The following is a 24,498-nucleotide window of genomic DNA, read 5'->3' as shown; positions in this document are numbered from 1 at the left end:
TCGACAATGAAAGAGCACAAGGGGAAGTCATGAAGTTAGCTACGCTAAAAAACAATACTCGAGATGGTCAGTTAGTTGTCGTCAGCAGAGACCTAAAAACAGCGGTTACCGTTGAAGACATTGCAACAACTTTGCAAAGTGCACTAGATAATTGGACAGCAGTTTTACCAGCGCTAACAGAAGTTTATGATGCTTTGAATAAAGGCGATGTGCCAGCCGCCATTGCGTTTTCGCAAACTCAATGTGAATCACCATTGCCTCGTGCATATCAGTGGGCAGATGGTAGTGCCTATGTTAACCATGTTGAACTTGTGCGCAAAGCTCGCAATGCCGAAATGCCCGAAAGCTTTTGGACTGATCCTTTGATGTATCAAGGCGGCTCAGACGCTTTTATTGGCCCTCGTGACGACATTCCTGTTGCAAGTGAAGACTTCGGCATTGATTTTGAGTCAGAAGTCGCGGTTATCACTGATGATGTGCCTATGGGTACTGATCCCGAACAAGCAGGTCAGCATATTAAACTGTTGATGCTGGTTAATGATGTCTCCCTGCGCAATTTGATACCGGGCGAGCTAGCAAAAGGCTTTGGCTTTTTCTCAAGTAAGCCATCGAGTGCATTTTCTCCAGTTGCAGTGACTCCTGACGAGCTTGGCGAAGCTTGGGATGGCAGTAAGCTTCATCTACCATTAACGACCCACTTAAACGACGAATTATTTGGCCAACCCAACTGTGGTGTCGACATGACCTTTGATTTTCCAACCATTGTTGCTCATGCCGCCAAAACCCGACCATTGAGTGCAGGATGTATTGTCGGTTCAGGGACAATTTCTAACTATGACCGCAGCGCGGGCTCAAGCTGCTTAGCGGAAAAGCGGATGTTAGAAATTATCGCTGACGGCAAACCTAGTACGCCATTTATGCGTTTTGGTGACAAGGTAACGATCGAAATGTTCGACCAACAAGGCAGCAGTATTTTTGGCCGAATCGATCAAACCGTTGTTGAATACAAAAAATAACTTTGGGTGACAAAGCAGGGGAGATTCTATGCTCAAGCTATACACTTATTGGCGCTCATCAGCGGCTTACCGCGTGCGCATTGCGCTCCATCACAAGGGCCTTGAGTTTGAATCAGTGCCGGTAAACTTGATCAAAGATGGCGGTCAGCAACGCTCAGACCAATATCGACAAATGAATCCGGCAGCGCTCGTACCTACTTTACTCGATGGTGATTTTGCGCTTAACCAATCGCTTGCCATTATTGACTACCTAGAGGCACTAGCACCAACACCATCGCTGTATCCTAAAAACTTGCAAGATAAAATGTTAGTTAAGGCTATGGCGATGGATATTGCATGTGAGGTTCATCCGATTAATAACCTTAGGGTGCAGCAATACTTAGCTCGAGAACTCGGCGCTGGCCAAGAGGCGAAGCAAGCTTGGTTTAAACACTGGATGTCCAATGGCTTTGAAGCATTGGAGCGTCAACTTGAAAAGTATTCTGGCCAATACTGCTTTGGTGATGATATTACGCTGGTTGATTTGTGTTTAGTGCCGCAAATATACAACGCCAATCGTTTTGGCGTTGAACTTGTTGATTTTCCATTAATTACTGATATTGTTGAACGTTGTAATAGCTTACCTGCATTCATTCAGGCGCAGCCTGAGCAGCAGCCTGACGCTGTTTAGTATCGCCAAGGATATTGCTATTGTTCGGCAATGAATCTTGAATTGGTTGCCTAGTTGCTCACGTTAATAGTTAATTTAAAACGTCCCTGTAGCGAACCGTTGGCGTTGACGGTCGATTTTCCATTGGTATTTGTCATCGCTGTTTGCTTCCTCGCTAAAGTCTTGTATCAAAGCGTAATATTTAGAAACTTTTCTTTCCTTTGACGGTCTGATGCAGTTAAATATACTCTGTAATTCAACGTTATTTTTTCAAATTATTTTTGGAGCATTATGAAGGCTGAAGGTAAAGCAACTCCTTGGATCGTAATTATTGTTATTGCTGTCACGTTATTTTCGCTAGGGCTGGCTTATTTGAGTTTGGAGCAAGAGTCTGATGTTGCCCCTGAGCCAGCACCAATAGTAAACGTTGAAGAACCCGAGGTTTTGCCACCCGAGCCAGAGATTATTGAGCCTATAGAAGAGGTTGTTGAGCCAGTTGAAGAGATTGAAACCGAGGCTGTTGAAGAAGTTGAACCGGAGCAACCAAGTTTACCAACCCTTGACGAAAGTGATGGTTGGTTTGAACTTCGCTTACCAGAGATGACTTGGCGTAAAGAACTCTTAAAATTAGTCATTACAGACGATATTATTCGCCGCTTTGTTGTGTTTACCGACAACTTTGCTCAAGGTAATTTGGCCTATCAGCACAGCCCATTTGTACAACCTAATACTCGTTTCAGCGCGACTGAATTGCCACCAGAACAAGGGCAAGTAAAGCCAACATGGCAGTGGGACGAAGGTGTCGCTCGTCGGTTCAGCTTATATGTTGACTTATTGCGTTCGATTGATAGCGAAGCACTAGTGCAATGGTATGTAGAAGCTAAACCATTAATTGATCAAGCATATGGCGAGTTGGGCTACCCCGACGAAGACTTTACTGAGGTTCTACAATTGGCGATTACCCGAGTATTGGACATGGAAATACCCAAAGCGCCACCTAAACTGACCCGGCCAAGCGTTATGTATCAGTATCAAGACCCTGCTCTTGAAGCTTTGACGGATGCCGACAAATTATTGCTTCGGATAGGTAAAGATAACCTGCTCGTGATTAAATCGGTATTGTTAGAAATTAATGACAAGTTAGCACGCAGAAACAGCGAGTTAAATTAATTTATTCTTGCTAAGCGAATAAAAAAACGGCAGTTAAACTAGCAAGTAAAACTATTACTTGCAACGTCTTCTCGTTTTAGTGATAATCCTGCTCGCTAAATGAGGAGGCTTTACGCCAAATTGATTAGCAGTTTTATTATGGTGACCCTTTTGGTCCCCTCGCAATGATACTCTGTAAACCCAGCCAGGTCCGGAAGGAAGCAACTGTAGCAGACGACTCATGTGCCGGGGTGTGGCTGATTGGGTTGCCACCCAATCAGTTCTTCATATTTTTTTCTTATTCTGCTTTACTCGTCATAAACTCTAGCGCTTTTGCAACGGCTTCTTGTACCTTGGTTTCCATTTCAAAACGTTCTGAAGCGGGTAAGTAAAATGCCATGTCTACTTCGTGACGAATGTAACGGGCTGGTAATTGATTTAACACTACACAAGTCAAATCAGCAATAAAATCGTTGTCATAACGGCTGTCGAGTTTGAGCTTGATAAAATGCTGCATCACTAATTTTTCATAGTAGTTATGAATATCATCAGATATTTTCATCAGGATTCCTTGTTTATTGGTAATGAAATGACAAGTTATCTAATAGAGTTTTCAATAATAGCGCTATCTTTGTTTTTCCGCTAACGCTATTTGTTGTTCTACTTGAGTAATTGCTTTTCGACAGCGGCCCAGTCTTTGATGTAGGGCGAGTATTTCTTGTGATAACTGCTCACTACTGATGCCTTGTTGTGCTCTTGCTTGTTCACGTTCTGCGATCATAACGGCGAGTCTTTGCTCGAAGCCGTGGTACTCAGAAAGCTTTTGATAAAGTGACTGAATTGGTTCTAAAACTGCTGACACTGCTTGCTGATGTTTGTTAGCTTGTTTGCTATTTTTGTTGTAGCGATGTTGCCGCTGTTTTTGCTCAAATGTTGCAGACTTTACCCGGATATTATTCGCACCAAAGGCGTTGAGGAGCGCGCTAATTTGCTGCTCTATGTTAGTGATAAGTTGGTGTGCAACAAGGTTGTTGTTATATGCTAAATGCTTTTGGATTTCTTTAACGCGTTTCAGTAGCTCTTGTGTGTAGCCCGACAGACGATCACCTTGAAAATAAAACAAATTACTTGAGAACAGAGCATTGTCACTGAGCTGCTTAAGGACTTTTTGCTGACTGTTTTGCTTATCCAGTTGTTTTGCTTGTTGATCAAGTTCGTGGATTATCGATGTTAGTCGTTCTAGAGAATTGGCGAGCATTAGCAATATAGGGGGATGACATTAAAACCAAGATTGATAGCCAAGATAGCAGGATAAAGCGATGACAACACTAATAAATATTGGTTTTATAAACTGGTTACCATATTTAATTGCTGAGTGCGCACCAAACCAGGCGCCTAACATAATGCAAAGCCCCATCGAGACACCGATCAACGGGTTGACATAGCCTAAGTAAGCAAAAGTCACTAGCGAACATAGATTACTAATGAAGTTATTGGACTTAGCTAAGCCGCTACTTAATAAAATGTTAATTTTGTATAAAAAATTTGAACTCGCTAACCAAAACGCTCCGGTTCCTGGTCCGGCGACGCCATCGTAAAAGCCAAGTATGATACCTTGGCTCACCTGTTTAGCCTTTAGAGAAACAGTGTTAGGTGGTAACTTGTTACATATACTCACTACTGTTTTCGACAGCAACGTATATACTGCAGTAACCAAGATTAATATGGGTAAGATTTTCTCTAGGAAGTCTGTTGATATATAACTAACAAGCAATGTCCCAGATACCGCACCTATTGCGGTGGCGATCAGTGAAAGATACCAAAACCTGGGATTAAAGAGTCGTTTCCGATAAAAAGTAACTGACGCAGTAAAGGAACCAAAAGATGCTGCGAGTTTGTTAGTACCGAGTGCAATATGGGGAGGGAGTCCTGCGGCCAGCAGAGCTGGTACAGTTAACATACCTCCACCACCGGCAATAGCATCGATAAATCCGGCAACAAAGCCTATTGTACAAAGCAACACCCAAACTGAGGGGTCTAACAACAATGGCTCCAAACTCGGTTATCTCTTAATCAAAAACAATATTCTATCACGTATAGCTCTCACATGAGCATGCGAATTATTTATAGAATATTCCAAATGTTATCCTAGTGTCTGATTTTTCGTCACTTATTGTTTACAAAATTGCAAAACGTTAAAAATGTTAAATATTTGTGTTCTTGTTGTTTATGTACTTGTTATAAAAGGTTTTTATTGTGCTTTCCTGTTTTGCGCTTGGTGAATGATAACTTCAGCATTGTTGTTGTGGTATGTCTTAAGTTTCTGTTTTTTATCGTTTTATTTTGATTTGGGGAAGGGATGTTTACTATTGGCTGAGTATTTCAAAATGTAACGGGTGTTTCAGTTTTGTCATAAATGCTATTGACCCTTGTGCGCCAAAGCGTTTAATATCAATGTCGACAGATTAGGTCTCAGACCAAATTGTATTAAAACAACGAGGCAATATAGCTTCGAATTTTAAAACTAGATTCACGAAAGTGATCCAGGGAGTATATATGTATCAAAATAATAAGCTTACAAGAGCTATACGCTTAGCAGTTGCTGCTGGTGTAACTGCTACAGCTTTTGCTTTACCGAGCACTGCAGCACTAGCTCAGGAAGCTGAGTCAGAAGAATCAGTAGAACGCATTGCGGTCACAGGTTCTCGTATCTTGAACCCTAATGTTGAGTCATCAAGTCCAGTAGTTACTGTTGAAGCGGAATTGTTCGACATTCGCGGTACAACTGACGCAGTTGACTTACTTAACACTTTACCATCGTTTTTTGCTGATCAAACAACAGCTTTTGCTAACGGTGCTACAGGTACATCAACAGCTAACTTGCGTGGCTTAGGTAGTACTCGTACTTTAGTTCTAGTTGACGGTAAGCGTCTACCGCCAGGTGGTCCTTTAGCAACTTTTGCTCAAGATTTGAACTTGGTTGCACCTCAAATGGTTGAACGTGTTGACGTTGTAACTGGTGGTGCTTCAGCCGTATATGGTTCTGATGCTATTTCTGGTGTTGTTAACTTTATTACTCGTAAAGACTTTGAAGGTGTTGAAGTTGACTTTCAATACGGCTTTAACCAGTCTGATAATAACTCAGCATTATTCCGTGACGCATTAGAAGCAGTAAACCAAACACCACAACGTGGTAGTGTTACTGACAATGATACATTCCAGTTGAACTTATTAATGGGTTCATCGACTGCTGATGGTCGTGGTAACGTAACTGCTTATTTGAACTACTCAAAGAGTAACGGTGTTCAACAAGGTGATCGTGACTTCTCTCAATGTGCGACCTTCCCAACTGGTGATGATCAACTAGTATGTTTAGGTTCAAACCAAGGTCCATTCCCTACTACATTCGTAGTTGACGGAACAGGTTATTCTCTTGGCCAAGATGACACTTTAACTGAAGGCTTTAATAATCCGTTCAACTTTAACCCATTTAACCCAATTAGACGTGCTGTTGAGCGTTTCAATATTGGTTTCTCAGGCTACTATGATTTAGCTGACGAAGTAACTAGTTATATGGATTTTGGTTTTACAACATCACAATCTCCTCAAGTAATTGCACCATCTGCAGCATTTGGTTCTACTATTAACCGCGTTAACTGTAACAACCCAGTGTTAACTCCAGAGACTCGTAATGTTATTTGTGGTACTCCAGATATCAATGGTCAATTCTCTGATCGTGTAGACGAAAATGGCTTTGCTCAAGCGCAAATTCGTCGTCGTTTCGTTGAAGGTGGTCCTCGTACGGATGATAGAACTCGTACTAACTTCCGTTCAGTAATGGGTGTTCGTGGTGTAATTGACGATACATTTGATTGGGACGTTTTCGCTCAGTATTCTGAAACTCGTTTACAACGTGTTCAATTTAACCAAGTAACTTTAGATAACTTGACACGTGCACTTGATATCGTAGCTGATCCAACTACTGGTAACCCTGTTTGTCGCTCAGTTGTTGACGGTACAGATCCAAACTGTATCCCATTTGTATCAGCTTATCAAAATGGTCTTACGTCTGATCCGGGCTTAGCAGCTTATGTCGATACTCCTACATTAACATCAGGTACAGGTAAGCAGACTATCGTTGGCGGTACCATCGGTGGTGATTTAACAGAGTTTAACGTGAAAAGCCCTCTAGCTGACGAAGGCATTAGCGTTATCGCTGGTTTTGAATGGCGCCGTGATGAGTTGTTCCAACAAGCTGATGGTATTGCCGCTGCAGGTAACTTAGTAGGTGCCGGTGGTGCTACTACTCCTGTAAATGCAGAAACACGCGTAACAGAATTCTTCTTTGAAGCTCAAGTTCCTTTAGTTTCAGGTGTTACAGGCGTAGAACAGTTGAACTTGACAACTGCATACCGTTACTCTGATTACGAGTCTACAAACAACCTTAACAGAACTGTTGGTGGTGAATTCGATACGGATACTTGGGCCTTTGGTTTAGCTTGGGTACCTTATGAAGATGTACGTGTTCGTGCTCAGTTCCAAAGAGCTGTTCGTGCACCTAACATCAACGAGTTATTTGCACCTCAAAACACTAACTTATCTAGCTTAAGCGATCCTTGTGCTGGTAGTACACCAAGTGCAACTCAAGCTCAGTGTGCTAATACTGGTCTATCGGCAGCTTTATTCGGTAATGTTCCGCCAGATTCAGGTCAGTTGAACTTACTAACTGGTGGTAACCCAAATCTTGAGCCTGAAGAATCAGATACTTACACTTTAGGTGTTGTTTATCAGCCTAGCTTTGTTGATAACTTATCAGTTTCAGTTGACTACTTCGATATCACATTAGAAAACGCTATCGATACTGTTCCTGCGGCTGTAACTCTAAACCAGTGTATTACAAATGGCAGCCCAGAGTTCTGTTCTTTAATTACTCGTGGTCCTGATGGTTCTTTAACGTTCTTCCCTCGTGAGCAAGCGTTTATTGAAGCAAGTAACCAGAATATTGCTGAATTTGCTACAACAGGTATCGATTTCCAAATCATCTACTCATTAGAAGGTGAATTTGGTGAGTTTACATTTAACTACAACTCAACATACTTGACGTCTATTGAAGAGACTTCTTTACCAGGTACTCCATCATTTGATTGTGCTGGTTTCTACGGTAACGGTTGTGGTGACGTTAACCCAGAGTACCGTCATAACTTCGTGACTACTTGGAATACTCCAATTGAAGACTTAAGTGCTTCATTAGTATGGCGTCACGTTGGTTCTACTAACCTTGCAGGTACTGTAAACAGTGGTTTTGGTCAAGATGGTAGCATTACTACAGCTGTTCAAGACGGTGACCGTTCAATTGATGAAAGTGTAGAATCTGAAAACTACTTAGATTTGACAGTATTCTATCAACTGACAGAGTCTGTTCAGTTACGTGCAGGTGTTAACAACGTTCTTGACAATGATCCACCGGTAGTTACTACTTTTGGTCCAGCATCAGGTGTTAACGTTGAAGCTAACACTGTAGCAGGTGTTTACGACGCAGCAGGTAGATTTATCTTCGTTGGTGCAACTGTAAACTTTTAATTGTCTTAGTTGACTGTTTTAGAAGCCACCTTTACGGTGGCTTTTTTATTTATAAAAAATTAAATAATTGAGTTTAGTGGCAATGGTAAAGAACCGTTTATTTGAGCAGGCGCTTAGTCATAGGAAGGTTGGTGATAACACTAGAGCGATAATTTTATTGCAAGAATTGTTGATGGAACAACCTCAGCACGTTTTTGCAATGCACAACTTAGCCGCAGCTTTAGGAGATGAAGGTGACTTTGAAGCGTCATTAGAGTTCGCTTCTAAAGCAATTGATATCGGGTTAGATTCAAAGCCTGAGCCTTGGCTGGTTTTGGCTAGAGCTGCGAGTCAACTAGCTTTTTTCGAGCGAGCTGAAAAGGCATATTTAAAAGTTCTATCATTGGACCCACTTAACACGGATGCACATAAAGAACTTGCTCAACAGATCTGGATGTTATCTAAAGATTTTAGTCAATCGGTTGCTAAACTTGAGCATTCGATAAAACAATATCCTAAAGAAGTCTCATTAGTTTTATTGCTCGCAGATATCTGTGGGCAAATGGGGCGCTTAGAAGAACAGTATCAAAGAATTAAGCATTGTTATGATTTCATTAGTAGTGAAATATTAGTTAAGTTTTATTTGAGCAAGGCGGCACTGTTGACTGGCCGTTTTGAAGAGGCCTTGTTGCATTCAAATGACTGCATTAAAAAAGTTTCAAATGATTTACAGTGCTTAATACACTACATCAATTGTTTATTGGCGCTAGGCCACGTTGAGGTTGCCATGCAGGTGGCCGACCACGCAGCTCATCGTTATCCAGATAACCAGCATTTAATTGCTCTAAGGGCAACGTGTTGGCGAATAACGGGCAATTCAAATTATCAAAAGTACTACGACTATAAGAATTTGGTCCATCAATTTCCTTTGGGGGTTCCAAAAGGCTGGAGTTCGCTGGAAAACTACATCGATGATCTCGAATGCGAGCTTGTTAAAAAACATAATTACAAGACTCACCCTTTTCATTTATCTGTTAGACATGGCAGCCAAGTACCTTCCATTCATCTATCTAGTTCTCAGATACTTAAAGCGTATAAAGAAGCAGTAACTGAGCCCATGAATCAGTTCATTTCAAAGTTAAAATTAACAGATGGCTACTTAAAATCAAAAAGCACAGGTACTGCTAAGCTCCATTCGGCGTGGTCTGTAAAGTTGTATAACTCAGGTTTTCACGTAAACCATGTTCATCAAGAAGGCTGGTTGTCTTCTGCATGCCACATAAAACTGCCGTCTAGTATTAAAAACAAAAATCACGGCGGATGGCTGCAGTTGGGACAGCCTGGCCCAGTTTGTAAGCCTAGTTTAGAGCCCGAGTATTTTGTCGAGCCAAAGAGAGGGCATATAGTTATTTTTCCTTCTTATATGTGGCATGGTACTGTTCCATTTACTGGTAATGATGAGAGGATAACGATAGCTGCTGACTTTGTTTCTTAGTAGTTGTTTTAGGTTGATTGCTCTAATAAAACTACAAATTTTTATCGATTAAATTTGACTTAGTACGAATGAATTAGTAAAAAGTCATTATCAATTCTTTTTATATAAAAGGAGAGGTGGTTTTATTACTTTTTGAGCAATATTCACGGAGTTAGATAAATATATCTCATAAAGGACGTACGCTTCGCAGTATAGTAATAAAGCGTTTTGTTTGTTTTTTCTTCAAAAAATAACGAAAAAGTTGTCATTTCATCGTTCTAGTTGACACCGTGCGTGTCGTCTGGGACTATTGTCTAGTCTTATTCTAGATACACTAAAACTTAAAATGGCAGATTATTAAATTTGCGTTAACAAATTTTTTGTTATCAAAATTTCAATAACAATTGGTTGGGAACTATGTCCAAATTAAGCAAAAAAAGCCTAATCGCTTCGACGATTATGGGTGCAATGGCATTATCAGCTAGCAATTTTGCTACTGCTGATGCACTAACAGATCTTCAGAAAGCTGAAGCACAAATCTTTAAGGCTTCAGTTAAGTCTCAAAACAAAATCAACAATATTTACGAGCAAACGCAAGAGCTTCTTGCTGAGTACCGCAATGTTGTTGACGAAGCTGAAGTATTACGCGGCTACAACGATCACGTTCAACGTATGGTTGACGATCAAAAAGCAAATATTGCTTCATTGGAAAGACAAATCGCTGGCATTGATAAAATCAAGCAGGGCGTTGTTCCATTAATGTACAAAATGATCGACACGTTAGAAACGTTCATCGATCTTGATGTTCCGGTTAACCTAGAATCTCGTAAAGAGCGTATTGCTGGTTTACGTAACATTATGGATGACTCTAACGTTACTACGTCTGAGCAGTTCCGTTTGGTCTTAGAAGCTTACGAAATTGAAGCAAACTACGGTACTATCTTTGATGCGTATCAAGGTGAGTTAGACCTAAACGGCAACAAGATCACTGTTGATTTTGTTCACATGGGCCGTGTAGCGCTTGTTGCTCAGTCTTTAGACTACAAAAACGCTTGGGTATGGAACAACCAAACTCGTTCTTGGGATGAGTTAGGCGAAGAGTACCAAAAGACTATTACTGATACCATCCGTATGGCGCGTAAACAGTTGCCAATGGATTTAACTAAGTTACCAGTATTCGCAGCGGGAGCAAAATAATGAAGAAAGTATTTAATTTTGTTTTACTTGCTGCTTCTATGACAGCAGGTGTGGCAGTTACTGCACAAGCAAACCAGTTAGATGACTTGTTGAAGCAAGTTAAAGCTGACCGTATTTCAGAAGCTAAATTAGACAAACAACGCGAAGCAGAATTTTTATCAGCTCGCGCTGACAAGCAAGCTCTATTGAACAAAGCGAAAGCTATGCTTAAATCAGAGCAAAACCGAAACACGCGTCTAACAAAGGAATACGCGGCTAACGAAATTACATTAGCGCAAAAAGAAGTTGAGCTAGACAACGCCAAAGGTACGTTAGGTGAAATGTTCGGTGTAAGTCGTGCAGCAGCTGCTGATGCTTACGGTCAAATTTCTACTTCAATTGTTAGTGCTCAGTACCCAGGTCGTGGTGAAGTTTTAGACCGTATTGCTAACTCTAAAGAAATCCCTTCTTTACCTGATTTAGAAGAATTGTGGTTTGCATTACAAACTGAAATGACTGAATCTGGTAAAGTTGCTAAATTCGACGTTGAAGTAACTAACTTAGATGGTACTCGTTCTACTGAAACTGTGACTCGTGTAGGTACCTTTAACCTTGTTTCTGACAATGGTTTCTTAACTTATAACGACGGTTTAGGTCAAGTTCAACCGCTTCCTAAGCAACCAGCTGGTTACATTTCTGGTACAGCGTCAAGCTTCTTTAACACCACTTCTGGTTACGCGCCTTTATATCTAGATCCATCTCGTGGTGCGATTCTAGCGTTAGAAACGCGTAAGCGTACTTTGATGGAATTCTACCATCAAGGTGAACAAGTTGGTTATGCAATCACTGTATTATTGATTGTTGGTTTATTGATCGCTATCGAGCGTATGATCGTTCTAGGTGCTACTGGTGCCAAGATCAAAGCTCAAGAGAAAAATCTATCTCAACCTAACGAAAACAACCCGCTTGGTCGCTTATTGAAAGTTTACCAAGAAAACAAAGACTCAGACGTTGAAACACTTGAACTTAAACTAGACGAAGCTATCCTTCGCGAAACACCAACAATTGACCGTGGTGTTAACTTAATCAAGATGTTTGCAGCAATCGCTCCGTTAATGGGTCTATTAGGTACCGTTATCGGTATGATCATGACTTTCCAAACAATTACATTATTCGGTACTGGTGACCCTAAACTAATGGCAGGTAACATTTCGTTAGCACTTGTTACTACTGCTCTAGGTCTAATCGCGGCACTTCCGTTAATCCTAGTTCACAGTATTGTTGCTGGTAAGAGTAAAGCTGTTCTTCACAAATTAGACGAGCAAAGTGCTGGTTTGATTGCTGCGATTGCAGAGAAGGAGTCTAAATAATGTTATTCCTGATAGAGCTTATTGATTCTGTCAGGAGTTTTATTGCGACTGGCGGGGATGTACTTTACTTCGTCGCCGTTGCTCTCTTATTGATGTGGATCTTGATGATCGAGAGATTCTGGTTTTTGTCAGCTAGCTACCCTAAACTTCGTGATAGTATCATCGCGAATTGGGATGCTAGAGCAGATACCACCTCTTGGTATGCACATCGAATTAGAGATACATGGATCTCCGAAGCGACAGAACTACTTGAGAAAAATATGATTACCATCAAAACCTTAGTAGCTATGTGTCCATTAATCGGCTTATTGGGAACAGTAACCGGTATGATTTCAGTATTTGAAACCATGGCACAGCAAGGTACGGGTAACCCTCGTTTGATGGCAGCTGGTATTTCTATGGCAACTATTCCGACAATGGCGGGCATGGTAGCGGCATTATCAGGTGTATTTTTTAGCTCAAGATTAGATGCGAAAGTTAAACTAGCAAAGGCTAAACTGGTTGACAGTTTACCTCATCACTAGAGAGATATTGTAATGGCACGTAAACGTATTCGTGAAGAAGAAGAAGCAGCAGTTGATATGACGCCAATGCTTGACATTGTATTCATCATGTTGATCTTCTTTATTGTAACCACTTCTTTTGTTAAAGAAGCAGGTATTGAAGTAAATAAACCAAACGCGGCTAACCAAACTAAGCAAAAGTCAGCTAACATTTTTGTTGCGGTAAAAGACACTGGTGAGATTTGGTTAGATAAGCGTAGAGTTGATGTAGAACGCGTTGCAGCTAACATTGAAAAGTTACTTGCAGAACAACCTACTGACGTGGTTATTATCCAAGCAGACAAAGACGCTAAACACGGTGTCGTTGTTAAAGTGATGGATGCAATCAAAGAAGCAGGTATCGAACGTATTTCAATCGCAGCAGCTAAGGGTTAATTTATGGTTCGCTTTTTAGTATCAATATTACTAGGGGCGGCAGTAACTTTTGGACTATTTTCTTTTATGGCATTCCTAGTTTCTAGCGGTGATAGAAACGATGAAGAAAAACAAGAAAATATTGTTGTCGAAGTAAATACTACGCCGCCTAAATCAGCAGCAGAGACGCGTCGCCGTGTACCGCCGCCGCCGCCTCCGCCGCCCAAGTCGCCACCTAAACCTCAGGCTCCAGAGCCAGAAGCTAGCAACGACACTGGAGGTTTAAACTTCAACATGCCTGGTGTTCAGCTAGCTGGCGCTAATACAGGTATTTCAGCACCAGGCGCGGGTTTTGGACGCGATGGTGAAGCAACACCTATTGTTCGTATTGAACCTAAGTATCCAATACAAGCAGCTCGAGATGGTAAAGAAGGTTGGGTTAGACTTTCATTTACAATCAATGAAATTGGTGGTGTCGAAGACGTTAAAGTTGTTGAAGCACAACCCAAGCGTATTTTCGATAAGGAAGCGCGTAGAGCACTTCGCAAATGGAAATACAAACCAAAAGTTGTTGACGGTAAAGCTGTTAAACAGCCTGGTCTAACAGTTCAACTAGACTTTAAAATGGATGGGAGCTAATAATGATGCGTAAATTATCTACATCGTTACTACTAGCTACTTCTGTCATTGCAATGCAAATTCCGCTGGCAACATCTGCTGTTGCCGCTGATGCACAGCAAGAAAAGAAAGAGCGTCCTACTCAATTAGTTGGGCCAGCTGTTGGTAAAAAAGTACAGAAAGCTTTTGAGGCATATTCTGCTGATGATATTGATGGAGCTCTAGTGGTTCTTGAAGATATCAATGCGAAAAAAGAGTACGACAAAGCTTATGTCGATCGCTTTATTGCGATTATGTACGCGACCAAAGGTAACAACGAGCAGAAAGCTATTGCTAAGTTGAAAGCTGCTATTGCGCCAGACATCTTAAACTTTAAAGATCACGGTGATTCAATTAAGTTGCTAGCAGACTTGCAAATGCAAACTAAAGACTATGCTAGTGCCATAAAAAACTACAATGCTTGGATGGCTTTTACTGGTAGTGAAGATGGCCCAACTTGGGTGAAGATTGCTCAAGCTAATTATGAACTTAAGAAGCTCGACAAGATTATCGCTCCTGCAGACAAAGCCATTGCAGCATTTGGAGATAAGCAGAATCAAAACCCGTATATCCTTAAGATTACTTCTTATTACGAACGAAAAATGTATAAAGAAGCAATTGAGGTATTGGAAACGGTTTTACAGCTTTTCCCAGACAATAAGCAGTGGTGGACTCAGTTAGGTCAGTTTTATGTATTAGTTGAAGATTATGATAGAGGTTTACAAACTCTTGATTTAGCTTATAAACAAGGTTTTCTAGCTAAAGAATCCGAGATTAAAATTCTAGCTAACTTGTATGCGTCAAACGATATGCCGTTTAAAGCGGCTAAAATTTGGGAGAAGCATATAGCGTCTGGTGATGTAAAACGCGATGACAAAAACTTGTTTTCGCTAGCAAACTCTTGGCATGCAGCTCAGCACATTGGTAAGGCTGCTAAAGTGTTCGGTGAGTTGGCTAAGATGACTAACGAAGAGAAGCATTACCGCAAGCAAGGTAACTTACTTAAACAAGATGAACAGTATAAGAAGGCTATCGTTGCTTTGAATAAAGCTCTTGAGTTAGGCGCGAAAAACAAAGGTCGAGTCTATATGAGTATTGCTGAGTCGCATTTCTATCTTGAGCAGTATAAGCAGGCTTATGCTGCTATTAAGAAAGCAATGGCAGACCCTAAATCTCGTAAGTTTGCGCGAGGTTGGGAAGGCTTCATCAAAGACACAGCTAAACGCAAAGGCGTTGCAATATAGCTATATATTGTCTTTAAAAAAAACCAGCCAAACGGCTGGTTTTTTTATACCTAAATCTTGGCAAGCATTTATAGCTTGTCTATCTGCTCGATGATTTCTTGTTTTCTAGTTAAGGTTTTGATTCGCTGAAAAAGTAACTCCGCTTCGTTAAATTGCAGCTTCAAATATCTTAGCCATTGCTTTAGGCGACTAGAAAAGTAGTAGCTTTTATCACCTTCTAGCTCTCGCTCACTATAAGTTATTAATAGATCCTTGAGGGACGCTTTTGACATTGGCGCCTCATTGTATCTGAGTACATTTGCTAGGTTTGGCATTGCCAATGCTCCTCGACCTAACATAATGCTGTTGGTTTTACTTTGTTCAATACAATTAAACATGTGTTGACGATGCCAAATTTCACCATTTGCAGTGACGCTCAATTGATGTTTATCTGCTATCTCACCTATTTTATGCCAGTAAGCCGGTGGTTTATATCCGTGTCTCTTGGTTCTAGCATGAATGGCAATTTCCTTAACGCCACTAGATTCGACCGCACTCACGATTTCCTCGAATAGTGAGTCTTCATCAAAGCCTAGTCTAATTTTCGCAGATAGTGTGTTATCGGTACCTATAGACTTCTTTATTGTCGACAGTATTTGGTAGATCTTCTCCGGCTCTTTCAAAAGTACCGCACCACCTTTACTTTTATTAACTGTTTTAGCTGGACAACCAAAGTTTACGTCGACGCCATGAGATCCCAGCTCTAAAGCTCTTTCAGCGTTTGCCGCCATTATTTCAGGCATTTGGCCTAGCAGCTGGACCCTAACTGGCGTGCCAGATGTTGTGTAACCTTTGTTGTGGAGCTCTGGGCAGATGCGATAAAAGACATGCTTTGGCATTTTCTTGTTTACAACGCGAACAAACTCAGTGACACATAAATCGTAGTCATTGATCGAAGTCAAAAGTTCGCGCATTAGTCTATCAACAACACCTTCCATGGGCGCTAATACGATTTTTTTTACTTGTGTATTCATTGGGATGTGGCTAACCTTGTAGATAGCTGATTTGTATCATTTATCTTCGCGTTCAATTACAGATTATCGCTAGGGATTGTTTGAAATTAAATTGACTAGATGATGGTCTTAATTAAAGCTATATAATTATAGAGTCTATATATTTAGATAAACAAAAGGAAAACATAATGAGTATTTTCAAAAAATCTTTATTTACGTTAATCATGTCAGCATTGGCGATGACACTAATGGTTAGTGTACCAGCTAAAGCAGAGTCAAATCCATTTGCCGATCAAACTTTTATGCAAGTTGATACTCCTGATGGTCACAAAAAAGGTAAGTGTGGCGAAGGCAAATGTGGTGAAGGCAAATGCGGCGAAGGCAAAGCCAAAGGTAAGTGTGGCGAAGGCAAATGCGGCGAAGGCAAAGCCAAAGGTAAGTGTGGCGAAGGCAAATGCGGTGAAGGCAAAGCCAAAGGTAAGTGTGGCGAAGGCAAATGCGGCGAAGGTAAAGCCAAAGGTAAGTGTGGCGAAGGCAAATGCGGCGAAGGCAAAGCCAAAGGTAAAGGTAAATGTGGCGAAGGTAAGTGCGGCGAGTAACTTTCACTATAATCTAACCACAAATAGCGAGCTAAATAGCTCGCTTTTTTATTGCTAACAATTAAGTAAGTCTATGATATTTTAAAAATATTAATATTGCTTTGAACTATGCTACATAGTAGTCTTGGGAACAGTTTTTATGTAATGGAGTTAACATACGCTTATGTCTAGTAAAAAGCTGAATACTGTAAAGGGTTTTACACTTATTGAATTGGTTGTTGTAATTGTTATTCTTGGTATTTTAGCAGCAGTAGCTGCCCCGAGATTTATTAATTTATCTGGAGATGCCAGCGAAGCAGTCATGGAAGGGTTAGCAGGTAACTTAGAGTCAACACTGAATATTTATAACGCAAAAGCTATTCTAGAAGGTGATGCTGGTTTGACTAACGGCTTTACTTTTAATGGCGTTTTGTTTGATCAAGGTTACCCTATCGGTGTGTCATTTGGCGATAGCGACAATATTCCTGAAATTCTTGAAGCTGCCGATATCAGTGATGATTTCGTTTTTGCTACTCAGTTTAACGACAATGTTAACGGTCAGACTGCGCGTGGTTTGTATATTACCAATACCAATCAAATAGGTACCAATACAGTAAATGTAGCAAATATCACAGCGACAAACTGCTATGTGTCGTTTAAAAGCTTAGTTACTGTTGCTCAACGTCCAGAAATTTTAACCGTTACTACGGGCTGTTAAGTTCTATATGCAGCATTTTCTTTTTCACAGGATTTGTAACGTATAAAAAAAGCCGCGTTTATCGCGGCTTTTTCGTCGATAGAGTTTATTACGCTCTTAACGTAGCAGCTTTCATCTCGCTGACAAAAGCACTTAACTCAGTGAGCATTTTTTCATGGTTATCGAGATTGTTCTCGATGATTTTCACTGTCGCTGAGCCACTAATTGCGCCAGCAGCACCTGCACTAATCGCTTCTTTGACTTGGCTTGGCTCTGAAATACCAAAACCGAGTACCGGTGGCGCGGCGTTGTATTCTCTTAACGTATCAATTAAATGATTAGCTGGCATATTAGCTTTAGTTTCAGTGCCGGTAACACCCGCTCGGCTTAATACGTAGGTATAGCCACGACCAAATGACGCAACTTCACGTAAAGTATCATCGTTTGCGTTTGGCGGCGCGATAAAGATCTGACTAATACCGTGCTTTTGAGCAATATCGCGGAATGGTCGACTCTCGCGAATTGGCAAGTCGGCAATGAGAATAGAATCAACGCCAGCTGCTTTCATATCGCGATAAAAGTTATCTAAACCGCGAGCAAAAACTAGGTTACCGTATAGCAATAAACCAATGGGTACCTGTGGAGCGTATTCTCTCACTTTGGTTAGAATCTCGATACAAGTATCTGTGGTCACACCCGCGTTCAGCGCTCGCAGACCCGCTTGTTGAATGGTAACACCGTCAGCACTTGGGTCTGAAAACGGGATACCAAGCTCAAGAGCATCGGCACCGGCATCAATCAAAGTTTTAATAATTGCCAGCGATTGTTCAGGTCCCGGGTCACCGATAGTGACAAAAGGAACAAATGCCCCTGCATTTTTTTGTGCAAGCTCAGTAAAAGTCGATTGATAGCGACAAGTTTGGTTGTTATCTGTCATGGTTGTTTCCTTATTCTATTACCGGCTTTTCTGGCTTTGACTGGCTTGTTGTTCGGCTAATACGGTGTGAACGTGGGCGAGATCTTTGTCACCACGACCTGATAAGTTCACCAAAATAACGGTTTCTTCGGTGGCAGCGTCTGCCATTTTCAACGCTTGTGCCAAAGCGTGTGACGATTCTAGTGCAGGGATAATACCCTCGTTTTTCGCCAGCGTTTGGAAAGCTGCGAGCGCTTCGTCATCGTTAATGGCTACGTATTCGGCGCGGCCTGTTTCTTTTAAAAATGCGTGCTGAGGACCGACACCTGGGTAGTCAAGACCTGCAGAAATCGAGTAAGACTCTTCAATTTGGCCAGCAGGATCTTGCATAATGTAGGTGTAGTTACCGTGTAGCATACCTTTACTACCAGCCGTTAAGGTCGCGCCGTGGTGATGGGTATTAACCCCTTTACCGCCAGGCTCTACGCCGACCAGCTTAACTTCGGTTTCTTTAATAAAGTCGCTAAACATACCAATAGCATTTGAACCACCACCAACACAGGCGACAACGTAATCGGGTAAACGGCCTTCTTCGGCGAGTAGCTGTTGTTTTGCTTCTTCACCGATCATCTTTTGGAATTCGCGAACAATGGTCGGGAATGGGTGAGGACCAGCGGCAGTACCTAGTAAGTAGTGGGCATCGTCATAGTTGGCTGACCAGTCGCGCAGGGCTTCGTTAACGGCATCCTTTAAGGTGCCGCTACCAGCGGTAACTGGAATCACTTCAGCGCCCATTAAACGCATTCTAAATACATTTGGCTGCTGGCGTTCGCAGTCTTTAGCGCCCATGTAAACACGGGCTTTTAAGCCCAGTAGTGAACAGGCAATTGCAGTAGCAACACCGTGCTGGCCAGCACCGGTTTCGGCGATAATTTCAGTTTTGCCCATGCGTTTAGCAAGTAGGGCTTGTCCCAATACTTGGTTGGTTTTATGGGCGCCGCCGTGTAGCAAGTCTTCGCGTTTTAAATAGATTTTTGCCAGTGGGTTTTTGACCAAGTTACGACACAATGTGAGTGGCGTTGGGCGGCCAGCATAGCTGGTCAGTAAGTTGTTAAACTCGTCTAAAAAGGCTTGATCGGTTTGCGACTCAATAAAGGCTTGCTCAAGCTGCTCAAGGGCAGGCACAAGCAATTCGCTGACGAACATGCCGCCAAACTCGCCAAAATATGGACTTAATGTTTGCTTTTGATTTTCTGTTGAATTCATTTTAGTAATTCCGTATCTGGTCAAAGACTTGGTTGATTTTGCTTTGACACTTTTGACCTGGGCTAGATTCAACACCTGAGTTGATATCTAAGCCGAATAACTTTTCACTATCTCGTTGTTCGAGCGCCTCAGTAATATTGGCTGGACTCAAACCACCGGCCAAGAAACAAGAAGATAAATCTTGTTTGGTGTCGGCTAACGCTTGCCAACGAAACGCACGTCCACTACCGGGTGATTTGCCATCGAGCAAATACAAATCGCTGCCTGCGGTTAGTTCGGGAACGTCTTGTTCAACTTTATAGGCGCGCCAAATTTGGCAAGATTCCGGCAGCATAGGTTTGAGGGTGTCGATGTAAGCATTGTCTTGCTCGCCATGAAGCTGCACGGCTGCTAAATTTAACTGCTTTGCAATGGCGGCTATATCAGCTGGGCTATGATTGACAAAAACACCGACATAATCGAGTGCAGGCTGCTCGTTTACTATGGTTTGTGCTTGCTCAATACTGACCAGACGTGGCGATTTTTCAGCAAAGATTAAACCGCCGTATACCGCACCGGCTTTGTAAGCAGCATCTGCTTGGCTGGCGTCGGTAAGGCCACAAATTTTGTTGTTGCCAAAAATCAAACGGCGACAGGCCAAGTCGATGTCATTTTCTGCCATTATCGAACTGCCAACCAAAAAGCCATCGACCGCTGGCGCTAGTTTTCGCACTTGTTGGTGGGTGTAAATACCTGACTCTGAAATCACTAACCTGTCGTCTGGAATATGTGGTGTGTAATCAAAGGTACGGTTGATGTCGGTTGATAGATCGCGCAAGTTGCGGTTGTTAATACCAACTAATTTGGCATTTAAGGCAATGGCACGCTCCATTTCTTCTGGCGTTGAAATTTCCGTTAAAATGGCTAAGTTGTATTTTTCGGCAACCTCAGCAAGTGTGCGATATTGCTCGTCGTTAAGTACACTGAGCATTAACAATATTGCATCAGCGCCATAGTATCGGGCGAGATACACTTGGTATGGGTCAACAAAAAAGTCTTTGTTTAATACCGGACAACTTACCGTTTTAGTCACGGTTTGTAAGTAGTCAAATGTCCCTTGGAAATATTTTTCATCGGTTAATACTGAAATAGCAGCGGCATACTTTTCATAGGTTGTTGCAATCGCTTTGACATCAAAATCAGAGCGAATAAGCCCTTTAGATGGCGATGCTTTTTTACACTCTAAAATAAAGCCAGCATTTGGCGCAGCTAACGCTGCGTACATATCTTTTTGAGTTGGCACTAGTTGCTCAATAAAGCTCTCTAGTGGCAGTTCGCGTTTGAGCTGTTCTACCGTGACAAACTTATCTTCGACAATTTTTTGCAGTACGTTGGGTAGTGCAGCAATTTCTGGCGACATCATGAGTGGCGTTTCTCCTGTGTCTCGCTATTCGATACTTGATTCGATACCTTAACCATAGCTTCTAGTGTTGCTAAGCCCTGACCGGATGCCAGCGCTTGCATTGCGATATCTGCGGCTGCTTGCAAGCTCTCTGCTTTGTCATGTAAATAAAGTAGTGCTGCGCAATTAATGGCGACCGCTGCGTTGTGGGCTGGTTGACCTTGACCCGCTAGAATTTGCTTAATAACGGCCGCGTTTTCTGCTGGTGTACCGCCTTTAATATCTTCAAGACTATAACTGGCTAAACCAAAATCAGCTGGGCTAATGGTTTTTTCGATAAGCTCGTCATTATTTACTTCAACCACTTGGGTTTGGCCGTGCAGGGCAATTTCATCTAAACCACTGCCGTGAACTACCCAAGCGCGTTTTACGCCGGTAAGTTGTAAACTTTTTGCCATTGTCATTAACAGCTCTGGGCTATAAACGCCAAGCAACATAGTTTCAGGTTTTGCCGGGTTGACCAATGGACCGAGAATATTAAACAAGGTGCGAATGCCCATGGCTTTGCGCACGGGCGCTGCGTGTCTAAATCCTGCGTGATAGGCTGGTGCAAACAAAAAACACAAGTTAGTTTGCGCTAAACACTCACTGGCAACCTCAGGTGACATTGTTAAGTTGACACCGAAAGATTCAAGTAAATCAGCGGAGCCCGACATTGACGAGACACTTCGGTTGCCGTGTTTTGCCATTTTTAACCCGCAACTAGCGGCTAAAATGGCGGCGGTGGTTGAGATATTGATGGTATTAGCACCATCGCCACCAGTTCCAACACAATCACTTACTGGCGTTGCTTGTACCGGAAATGGCGTGGCTGACTGACGAGCGGCAAGGGCGGCACCAGAGATTTCATCGGCGGTTTCACCCTTTACTTTTAACGCGGTTAACGCAGAGCCAAGCAAGGCAGGCTCGACATTACCTGCGATAACGTCGCTAAAAAAACTCTGGCTTTGCGCTTGGCTTAGGTGTTCACCGTCAACCAGCAGAGATAATGGATTAAATTGCTTGGCTTGATTGGTTTGCTTAGACATTATGCATCCTCCTGTGCTCGGTGACATTTATTTGATTGAAGCGCCAGTAAATAATCGATACTTTGTGCCAGCAAGTTGCTACCATAAGTAGTAAGTACCGATTCAGGATGAAACTGAAAACCCAGTGCGGCATCTTGGCTGTGTTCAACAGCCATTGGTAAGCCCTGATAATCGGCGATCATCGATAGGCTTTCGGGCATAGTTGTTGCGGCCAGCGAATGATAACGAGCAACAGGTAATGGTTGGCTAATGTTGGCAAACGCTCCCGTTCCTGTGTGGCTAACCAATGATGATTTACCGTGCATAATTTCAGGCGCACGGCCAACAATGCCGCCGTAGTGTTGCACCAATGCTTGATGGCCAAGGCAAATACCTAAAATGGGGTATTTACCCGCTGTTTTGGCAATCAAGTCCATTAAGCAACCGGCATCTGTCGGTGTGCCTGGGCCAGGTGATAAAACGACTAGTGCTGCGTTTTCTTCTTGTTGGCAGTGTTGTTCAATTTGTTCAACAATAAAGTCTGCTGACACCGTGTTGCGATAAATAACCAGCTCAAAACCCAATTGATAAAACTCGTCGACCAAGTTGTAGGTGAATGAATCAAGGTTGTCGAGCATAAAAATTTTCGTTTTTATGCGGGTGTCTTTGTGGTTTGCCGTATTGTTGCTTGAGCAGTTAGTTGAAGTCGACATTGTTAAACCTCCTCACTAGCTGGGTTATCGATAAAGGAGGCAGCTTGCTGAATCGCGCTAATCACCGCTTGCGCTTTTTGTCTAGTTTCGTCAGCTTCAGCTTGTGGATTAGAATCGTAAACCACACCTGCACCTGCTTGTACTTGAGCAATGCCATTGTTAACAAAGGCAGAGCGAATTACAATACAGGTGTCCATTTCACCTGTGCCGGTAAAGTAACCAACAGCGCCGCCGTAACTGCCACGGCGTTTACCTTCAAATTGGCGAATAAGCTCAGTGGCTCTAACCTTTGGCGCGCCTGAGAGCGTCCCCATATTCATACAAGCTTGATAGGCATGCAGGGCGTCGAGATCTTCCGATAAGGTACCGCAAACCCGCGATACTAAGTGCATCACATGAGAGTAGCGATCAACCTTTAATAAGTCAGCGACGTGACGAGTACCGGGCTGACTGACGCGGGCAATATCGTTACGGGCTAAATCAACCAACATAATGTGCTCTGAAAGCTCTTTTTTATCTAGGCGCAAGTCGAGCTCAATACGGCTGTCTAAGTCCGGCGAGAGTCTGCCGTTGGCGTCAAAGCCACGTGGGCGAGTGCCTGCGATCGGGTAAAGCTCAACTTGGCGATTGCTCACTTGATATTTAAGTGATGACTCAGGTGATGCGCCGAACATGCAAAAGTCATCGTCTTGCAAAAAGAACATATAAGGGCTTGGGTTACGCGCCTTCAACACTTGGTAAGCAGTGAGTGGATTATCACACGCTAGGCTAAATGTACGCGAAGGAACCACTTGGAAAATATCACCAGCACATACGTGTTCTTTAAGTTGTTCGACCATAGTACAGAACTCTTGGTCAGTAAAATCACATGTGACCTCAACGGGCTGTGCATTTTTGTCGACAACTTGCTGCGTAGCACTAAAGTTTTGATCGAGCGCTTTTTGCAACTGTGTTAGCTGCTGTTGAACATCGTTTTTGATTTGCTCACAGCGGCTAAATGCGTTACCGATGAGTTCTGTGGTTTGGCTTTCGTGATCTATCGCAATTAAGGTTTCAGCAAGGTAAAAAACATAGTCAGGGCAAGTGTTATCACTTTCATTCACGCTTGGTAAAGGTTCGCTAGTGGCGATCATATCAAACGCTAGTGCGCCACCGAGAAACACGGAAAAGGGATGTTGTTTAGCACCGTCAAGCTCAGTAAACAAGCGCAGGGCTTGAAAAGGGTTAGTAGCGAGCAGTCGAGATTTTTCGTCGAGCTCAGCAAGTGGCTGCGCAAAGTGAACAATGAGCTGATTATTTGTGGTCGTGAGCTCAGCAACACCGTCAGTTTGTTCGAGCGAGTGTTTAGCAAATGCTAATGCTGATTGGCCGTTGTCAGAGAGCGGGGTAAAAGTAACGCTTTGCCCGTGACAAACAATCTTTAGGGCGGCATCGACTAACAAGAGACTTTTTAATTGATGCTTTTGGTCGATTTCCGCCGACTCTAATAGCACTGTGTTGGTTTTATTGCTACAGAGCTTTTGGTAAACCGCTAGCGGATCTATTTGGTAGCGACCTTGTAAGGCGAAGGTACTAACCGCAGCATTTGCGGGGGGTGTAACTGTCATGTTTTTTATACCTAGTTGATTTATTTCGTAAAAAGGGCTTTATCCTGCGTAAAGTGGCTGAAGCCACCAA

General features: G+C 42.4%; 23 protein-coding genes and 1 other RNA gene. 14 read left to right on the top strand and 10 right to left on the bottom strand.

Going from position 1 to position 24,498, the window contains the following annotated elements; genetic code table 11:
* Nucleotides 1–29 precede the first annotated feature (29 nt).
* The 4 genes from J7384_RS14140 to ffs all read left to right on the top strand — a co-directional run bounded on the left by J7384_RS14140 (nucleotide 30) and on the right by ffs (nucleotide 3,080).
* Nucleotides 30–1,016 carry a fumarylacetoacetate hydrolase family protein gene (locus J7384_RS14140; protein ID WP_209115074.1) on the top strand — a complete coding sequence of 329 codons (987 nt, stop codon included), beginning with the start codon at nucleotides 30–32 and terminating at the stop codon, nucleotides 1,014–1,016.
* Nucleotides 1,017–1,044: 28 nt separating this feature from the next.
* On the top strand, nucleotides 1,045–1,686 hold the full coding sequence (gene maiA, locus J7384_RS14135) for a maleylacetoacetate isomerase (RefSeq protein ID WP_209115073.1): 642 nt from the start codon (nucleotides 1,045–1,047) through the stop codon (nucleotides 1,684–1,686).
* 270 nt (nucleotides 1,687–1,956) lie between these two features.
* Nucleotides 1,957–2,835 carry a DUF3014 domain-containing protein gene (locus J7384_RS14130; RefSeq protein WP_209115071.1) on the top strand — a complete coding sequence of 293 codons (879 nt, stop codon included), beginning with the start codon at nucleotides 1,957–1,959 and terminating at the stop codon, nucleotides 2,833–2,835.
* Nucleotides 2,836–2,983: 148 nt separating this feature from the next.
* Nucleotides 2,984–3,080: signal recognition particle sRNA small type (gene ffs, locus J7384_RS14125), an RNA gene on the top strand.
* A gap of 32 nt (nucleotides 3,081–3,112) precedes the next feature.
* Here the strand turns inward: ffs and J7384_RS14120 are convergent.
* From J7384_RS14120 to J7384_RS14110, 3 genes are all read right to left on the bottom strand, one after another.
* Entirely contained in the window at nucleotides 3,113–3,376 is a 264-nt protein-coding gene (locus tag J7384_RS14120) for a late competence development ComFB family protein (RefSeq protein WP_209115069.1), read from the bottom strand.
* A gap of 63 nt (nucleotides 3,377–3,439) precedes the next feature.
* Entirely contained in the window at nucleotides 3,440–4,072 is a 633-nt protein-coding gene (priC, locus tag J7384_RS14115) for a primosomal replication protein PriC (RefSeq protein ID WP_209115067.1), read from the bottom strand.
* A gap of 21 nt (nucleotides 4,073–4,093) precedes the next feature.
* Nucleotides 4,094–4,858 (bottom strand): TSUP family transporter, encoded by a 765-nt coding sequence (locus J7384_RS14110; RefSeq protein WP_209115065.1) that lies wholly within the window; start codon nucleotides 4,856–4,858, stop codon nucleotides 4,094–4,096.
* 512 nt (nucleotides 4,859–5,370) lie between these two features.
* Between J7384_RS14110 and J7384_RS14105 the strand changes: the two genes are divergently transcribed.
* From J7384_RS14105 to J7384_RS14070, 8 genes are all read left to right on the top strand, one after another.
* A complete protein-coding gene (locus tag J7384_RS14105) occupies nucleotides 5,371–8,394 on the top strand; it encodes a TonB-dependent receptor (RefSeq protein ID WP_209115063.1) in 3,024 nt (1,007 codons plus the stop codon).
* 172 nt (nucleotides 8,395–8,566) lie between these two features.
* Complete coding sequence (locus tag J7384_RS14100; RefSeq protein ID WP_209115061.1) at nucleotides 8,567–9,868, top strand: putative 2OG-Fe(II) oxygenase; 1,302 nt, start codon at nucleotides 8,567–8,569, stop codon at nucleotides 9,866–9,868.
* A 396-nt stretch (nucleotides 9,869–10,264) separates the two neighbouring features.
* The gene (locus J7384_RS14095; RefSeq protein WP_209115060.1) at nucleotides 10,265–11,044 is read left to right on the top strand and encodes a DUF3450 domain-containing protein; all 780 of its coding nucleotides are present in this window, start codon (nucleotides 10,265–10,267) and stop codon (nucleotides 11,042–11,044) included.
* Complete coding sequence (locus J7384_RS14090; protein ID WP_209115059.1) at nucleotides 11,044–12,393, top strand: MotA/TolQ/ExbB proton channel family protein; 1,350 nt, start codon at nucleotides 11,044–11,046, stop codon at nucleotides 12,391–12,393. The genes J7384_RS14095 and J7384_RS14090 overlap by 1 nt, the downstream gene beginning before the upstream one ends.
* Nucleotides 12,393–12,917 carry a MotA/TolQ/ExbB proton channel family protein gene (locus J7384_RS14085; protein ID WP_209115058.1) on the top strand — a complete coding sequence of 175 codons (525 nt, stop codon included), beginning with the start codon at nucleotides 12,393–12,395 and terminating at the stop codon, nucleotides 12,915–12,917. Before J7384_RS14090 ends, J7384_RS14085 begins: the two co-directional genes overlap by 1 nt.
* Nucleotides 12,918–12,929: 12 nt before the next feature.
* The gene (locus tag J7384_RS14080; RefSeq protein WP_209115057.1) at nucleotides 12,930–13,331 is read left to right on the top strand and encodes a biopolymer transporter ExbD; all 402 of its coding nucleotides are present in this window, start codon (nucleotides 12,930–12,932) and stop codon (nucleotides 13,329–13,331) included.
* 66 nt (nucleotides 13,332–13,397) lie between these two features.
* Complete coding sequence (locus tag J7384_RS14075) at nucleotides 13,398–13,949, top strand: energy transducer TonB (RefSeq protein WP_209115056.1); 552 nt, start codon at nucleotides 13,398–13,400, stop codon at nucleotides 13,947–13,949.
* Between the two features lie 2 nt (nucleotides 13,950–13,951).
* Nucleotides 13,952–15,211: a tetratricopeptide repeat protein gene (locus tag J7384_RS14070; protein ID WP_209115054.1), complete on the top strand. Its 1,260-nt coding sequence runs from the start codon at nucleotides 13,952–13,954 to the stop codon at nucleotides 15,209–15,211.
* A 68-nt stretch (nucleotides 15,212–15,279) separates the two neighbouring features.
* Here the strand turns inward: J7384_RS14070 and J7384_RS14065 are convergent, their stop codons facing one another.
* The gene (locus tag J7384_RS14065) at nucleotides 15,280–16,224 is read right to left on the bottom strand and encodes a tRNA-dihydrouridine synthase (protein WP_209115053.1); all 945 of its coding nucleotides are present in this window, start codon (nucleotides 16,222–16,224) and stop codon (nucleotides 15,280–15,282) included.
* A 167-nt stretch (nucleotides 16,225–16,391) separates the two neighbouring features.
* Here J7384_RS14065 and J7384_RS14060 point away from each other — a divergent pair, with 167 nt between their 5' ends.
* Complete coding sequence (locus tag J7384_RS14060) at nucleotides 16,392–16,802, top strand: hypothetical protein (RefSeq protein WP_209115052.1); 411 nt, start codon at nucleotides 16,392–16,394, stop codon at nucleotides 16,800–16,802.
* Between the two features lie 163 nt (nucleotides 16,803–16,965).
* Nucleotides 16,966–17,499, top strand: a complete 534-nt coding sequence (locus tag J7384_RS19615) for a prepilin-type N-terminal cleavage/methylation domain-containing protein (RefSeq protein ID WP_209115051.1) — start codon at nucleotides 16,966–16,968, stop codon at nucleotides 17,497–17,499.
* 88 nt (nucleotides 17,500–17,587) lie between these two features.
* Here J7384_RS19615 and trpA read toward each other — a convergent pair whose 3' ends face one another.
* The 6 genes from trpA to J7384_RS14025 are packed head-to-tail and all read right to left on the bottom strand — an operon-like array spanning nucleotide 17,588 to nucleotide 24,428.
* Nucleotides 17,588–18,415 (bottom strand): tryptophan synthase subunit alpha, encoded by an 828-nt coding sequence (gene trpA, locus J7384_RS14050; RefSeq protein ID WP_209115050.1) that lies wholly within the window; start codon nucleotides 18,413–18,415, stop codon nucleotides 17,588–17,590.
* 18 nt (nucleotides 18,416–18,433) lie between these two features.
* Nucleotides 18,434–19,660, bottom strand: coding sequence for a tryptophan synthase subunit beta (gene trpB / locus J7384_RS14045; RefSeq protein WP_209115049.1), 1,227 nt, complete (start codon nucleotides 19,658–19,660; stop codon nucleotides 18,434–18,436).
* A gap of 1 nt (nucleotide 19,661) precedes the next feature.
* On the bottom strand, nucleotides 19,662–21,062 hold the full coding sequence (gene trpCF / locus J7384_RS14040; protein ID WP_209115047.1) for a bifunctional indole-3-glycerol-phosphate synthase TrpC/phosphoribosylanthranilate isomerase TrpF: 1,401 nt from the start codon (nucleotides 21,060–21,062) through the stop codon (nucleotides 19,662–19,664).
* Nucleotides 21,059–22,129: an anthranilate phosphoribosyltransferase gene (gene trpD, locus J7384_RS14035; protein ID WP_209115045.1), complete on the bottom strand. Its 1,071-nt coding sequence runs from the start codon at nucleotides 22,127–22,129 to the stop codon at nucleotides 21,059–21,061. The genes trpCF and trpD overlap by 4 nt, the downstream gene beginning before the upstream one ends.
* Nucleotides 22,129–22,821 carry an aminodeoxychorismate/anthranilate synthase component II gene (locus J7384_RS14030; protein WP_209115044.1) on the bottom strand — a complete coding sequence of 231 codons (693 nt, stop codon included), beginning with the start codon at nucleotides 22,819–22,821 and terminating at the stop codon, nucleotides 22,129–22,131. The genes trpD and J7384_RS14030 overlap by 1 nt, the downstream gene beginning before the upstream one ends.
* A 2-nt stretch (nucleotides 22,822–22,823) precedes the next feature.
* Nucleotides 22,824–24,428 carry an anthranilate synthase component 1 gene (locus tag J7384_RS14025; RefSeq protein WP_209115043.1) on the bottom strand — a complete coding sequence of 535 codons (1,605 nt, stop codon included), beginning with the start codon at nucleotides 24,426–24,428 and terminating at the stop codon, nucleotides 22,824–22,826.
* Nucleotides 24,429–24,498 lie beyond the last annotated feature (70 nt).

It is taken from the genome of Endozoicomonas sp. G2_1, from assembly GCF_017744155.1.
Taxonomy (GTDB): Bacteria; Pseudomonadota; Gammaproteobacteria; order Enterobacterales; family Alteromonadaceae; genus JAGHQT01.
The sequence above is the reverse complement of the archived record's forward strand: the minus strand, read 5'-3'. Positions and strand labels throughout refer to the sequence as shown.

What these genes read in the sequence shown, in the direction of transcription:
- trpA (WP_209115050.1), bottom strand. Translation starts at nt 18,415, where the DNA reads ATGACAGATAACAACCAAACTTGTCGCTATCAATCGACTTTTACTGAG.
- trpD (WP_209115045.1), bottom strand. Translation starts at nt 22,129, where the DNA reads ATGTCTAAGCAAACCAATCAAGCCAAGCAATTTAATCCATTATCTCTG.
- maiA (WP_209115073.1), top strand. Translation starts at nt 1,045, where the DNA reads ATGCTCAAGCTATACACTTATTGGCGCTCATCAGCGGCTTACCGCGTG.
- J7384_RS14030 (WP_209115044.1), bottom strand. Translation starts at nt 22,821, where the DNA reads ATGTCGACTTCAACTAACTGCTCAAGCAACAATACGGCAAACCACAAA.
- trpB (WP_209115049.1), bottom strand. Translation starts at nt 19,660, where the DNA reads ATGAATTCAACAGAAAATCAAAAGCAAACATTAAGTCCATATTTTGGC.
- J7384_RS14120 (WP_209115069.1), bottom strand. Translation starts at nt 3,376, where the DNA reads ATGAAAATATCTGATGATATTCATAACTACTATGAAAAATTAGTGATG.
- J7384_RS14080 (WP_209115057.1), top strand. Translation starts at nt 12,930, where the DNA reads ATGGCACGTAAACGTATTCGTGAAGAAGAAGAAGCAGCAGTTGATATG.
- J7384_RS14095 (WP_209115060.1), top strand. Translation starts at nt 10,265, where the DNA reads ATGTCCAAATTAAGCAAAAAAAGCCTAATCGCTTCGACGATTATGGGT.
- J7384_RS14065 (WP_209115053.1), bottom strand. Translation starts at nt 16,224, where the DNA reads ATGAATACACAAGTAAAAAAAATCGTATTAGCGCCCATGGAAGGTGTT.
- J7384_RS14075 (WP_209115056.1), top strand. Translation starts at nt 13,398, where the DNA reads ATGGCATTCCTAGTTTCTAGCGGTGATAGAAACGATGAAGAAAAACAA.
- J7384_RS19615 (WP_209115051.1), top strand. Translation starts at nt 16,966, where the DNA reads ATGTCTAGTAAAAAGCTGAATACTGTAAAGGGTTTTACACTTATTGAA.
- J7384_RS14070 (WP_209115054.1), top strand. Translation starts at nt 13,952, where the DNA reads ATGATGCGTAAATTATCTACATCGTTACTACTAGCTACTTCTGTCATT.
- J7384_RS14060 (WP_209115052.1), top strand. Translation starts at nt 16,392, where the DNA reads ATGAGTATTTTCAAAAAATCTTTATTTACGTTAATCATGTCAGCATTG.
- J7384_RS14105 (WP_209115063.1), top strand. Translation starts at nt 5,371, where the DNA reads ATGTATCAAAATAATAAGCTTACAAGAGCTATACGCTTAGCAGTTGCT.
- priC (WP_209115067.1), bottom strand. Translation starts at nt 4,072, where the DNA reads ATGCTCGCCAATTCTCTAGAACGACTAACATCGATAATCCACGAACTT.
- J7384_RS14090 (WP_209115059.1), top strand. Translation starts at nt 11,044, where the DNA reads ATGAAGAAAGTATTTAATTTTGTTTTACTTGCTGCTTCTATGACAGCA.
- J7384_RS14025 (WP_209115043.1), bottom strand. Translation starts at nt 24,428, where the DNA reads ATGACAGTTACACCCCCCGCAAATGCTGCGGTTAGTACCTTCGCCTTA.
- J7384_RS14130 (WP_209115071.1), top strand. Translation starts at nt 1,957, where the DNA reads ATGAAGGCTGAAGGTAAAGCAACTCCTTGGATCGTAATTATTGTTATT.
- J7384_RS14140 (WP_209115074.1), top strand. Translation starts at nt 30, where the DNA reads ATGAAGTTAGCTACGCTAAAAAACAATACTCGAGATGGTCAGTTAGTT.
- J7384_RS14100 (WP_209115061.1), top strand. Translation starts at nt 8,567, where the DNA reads ATGGAACAACCTCAGCACGTTTTTGCAATGCACAACTTAGCCGCAGCT.
- J7384_RS14085 (WP_209115058.1), top strand. Translation starts at nt 12,393, where the DNA reads ATGTTATTCCTGATAGAGCTTATTGATTCTGTCAGGAGTTTTATTGCG.
- trpCF (WP_209115047.1), bottom strand. Translation starts at nt 21,062, where the DNA reads ATGATGTCGCCAGAAATTGCTGCACTACCCAACGTACTGCAAAAAATT.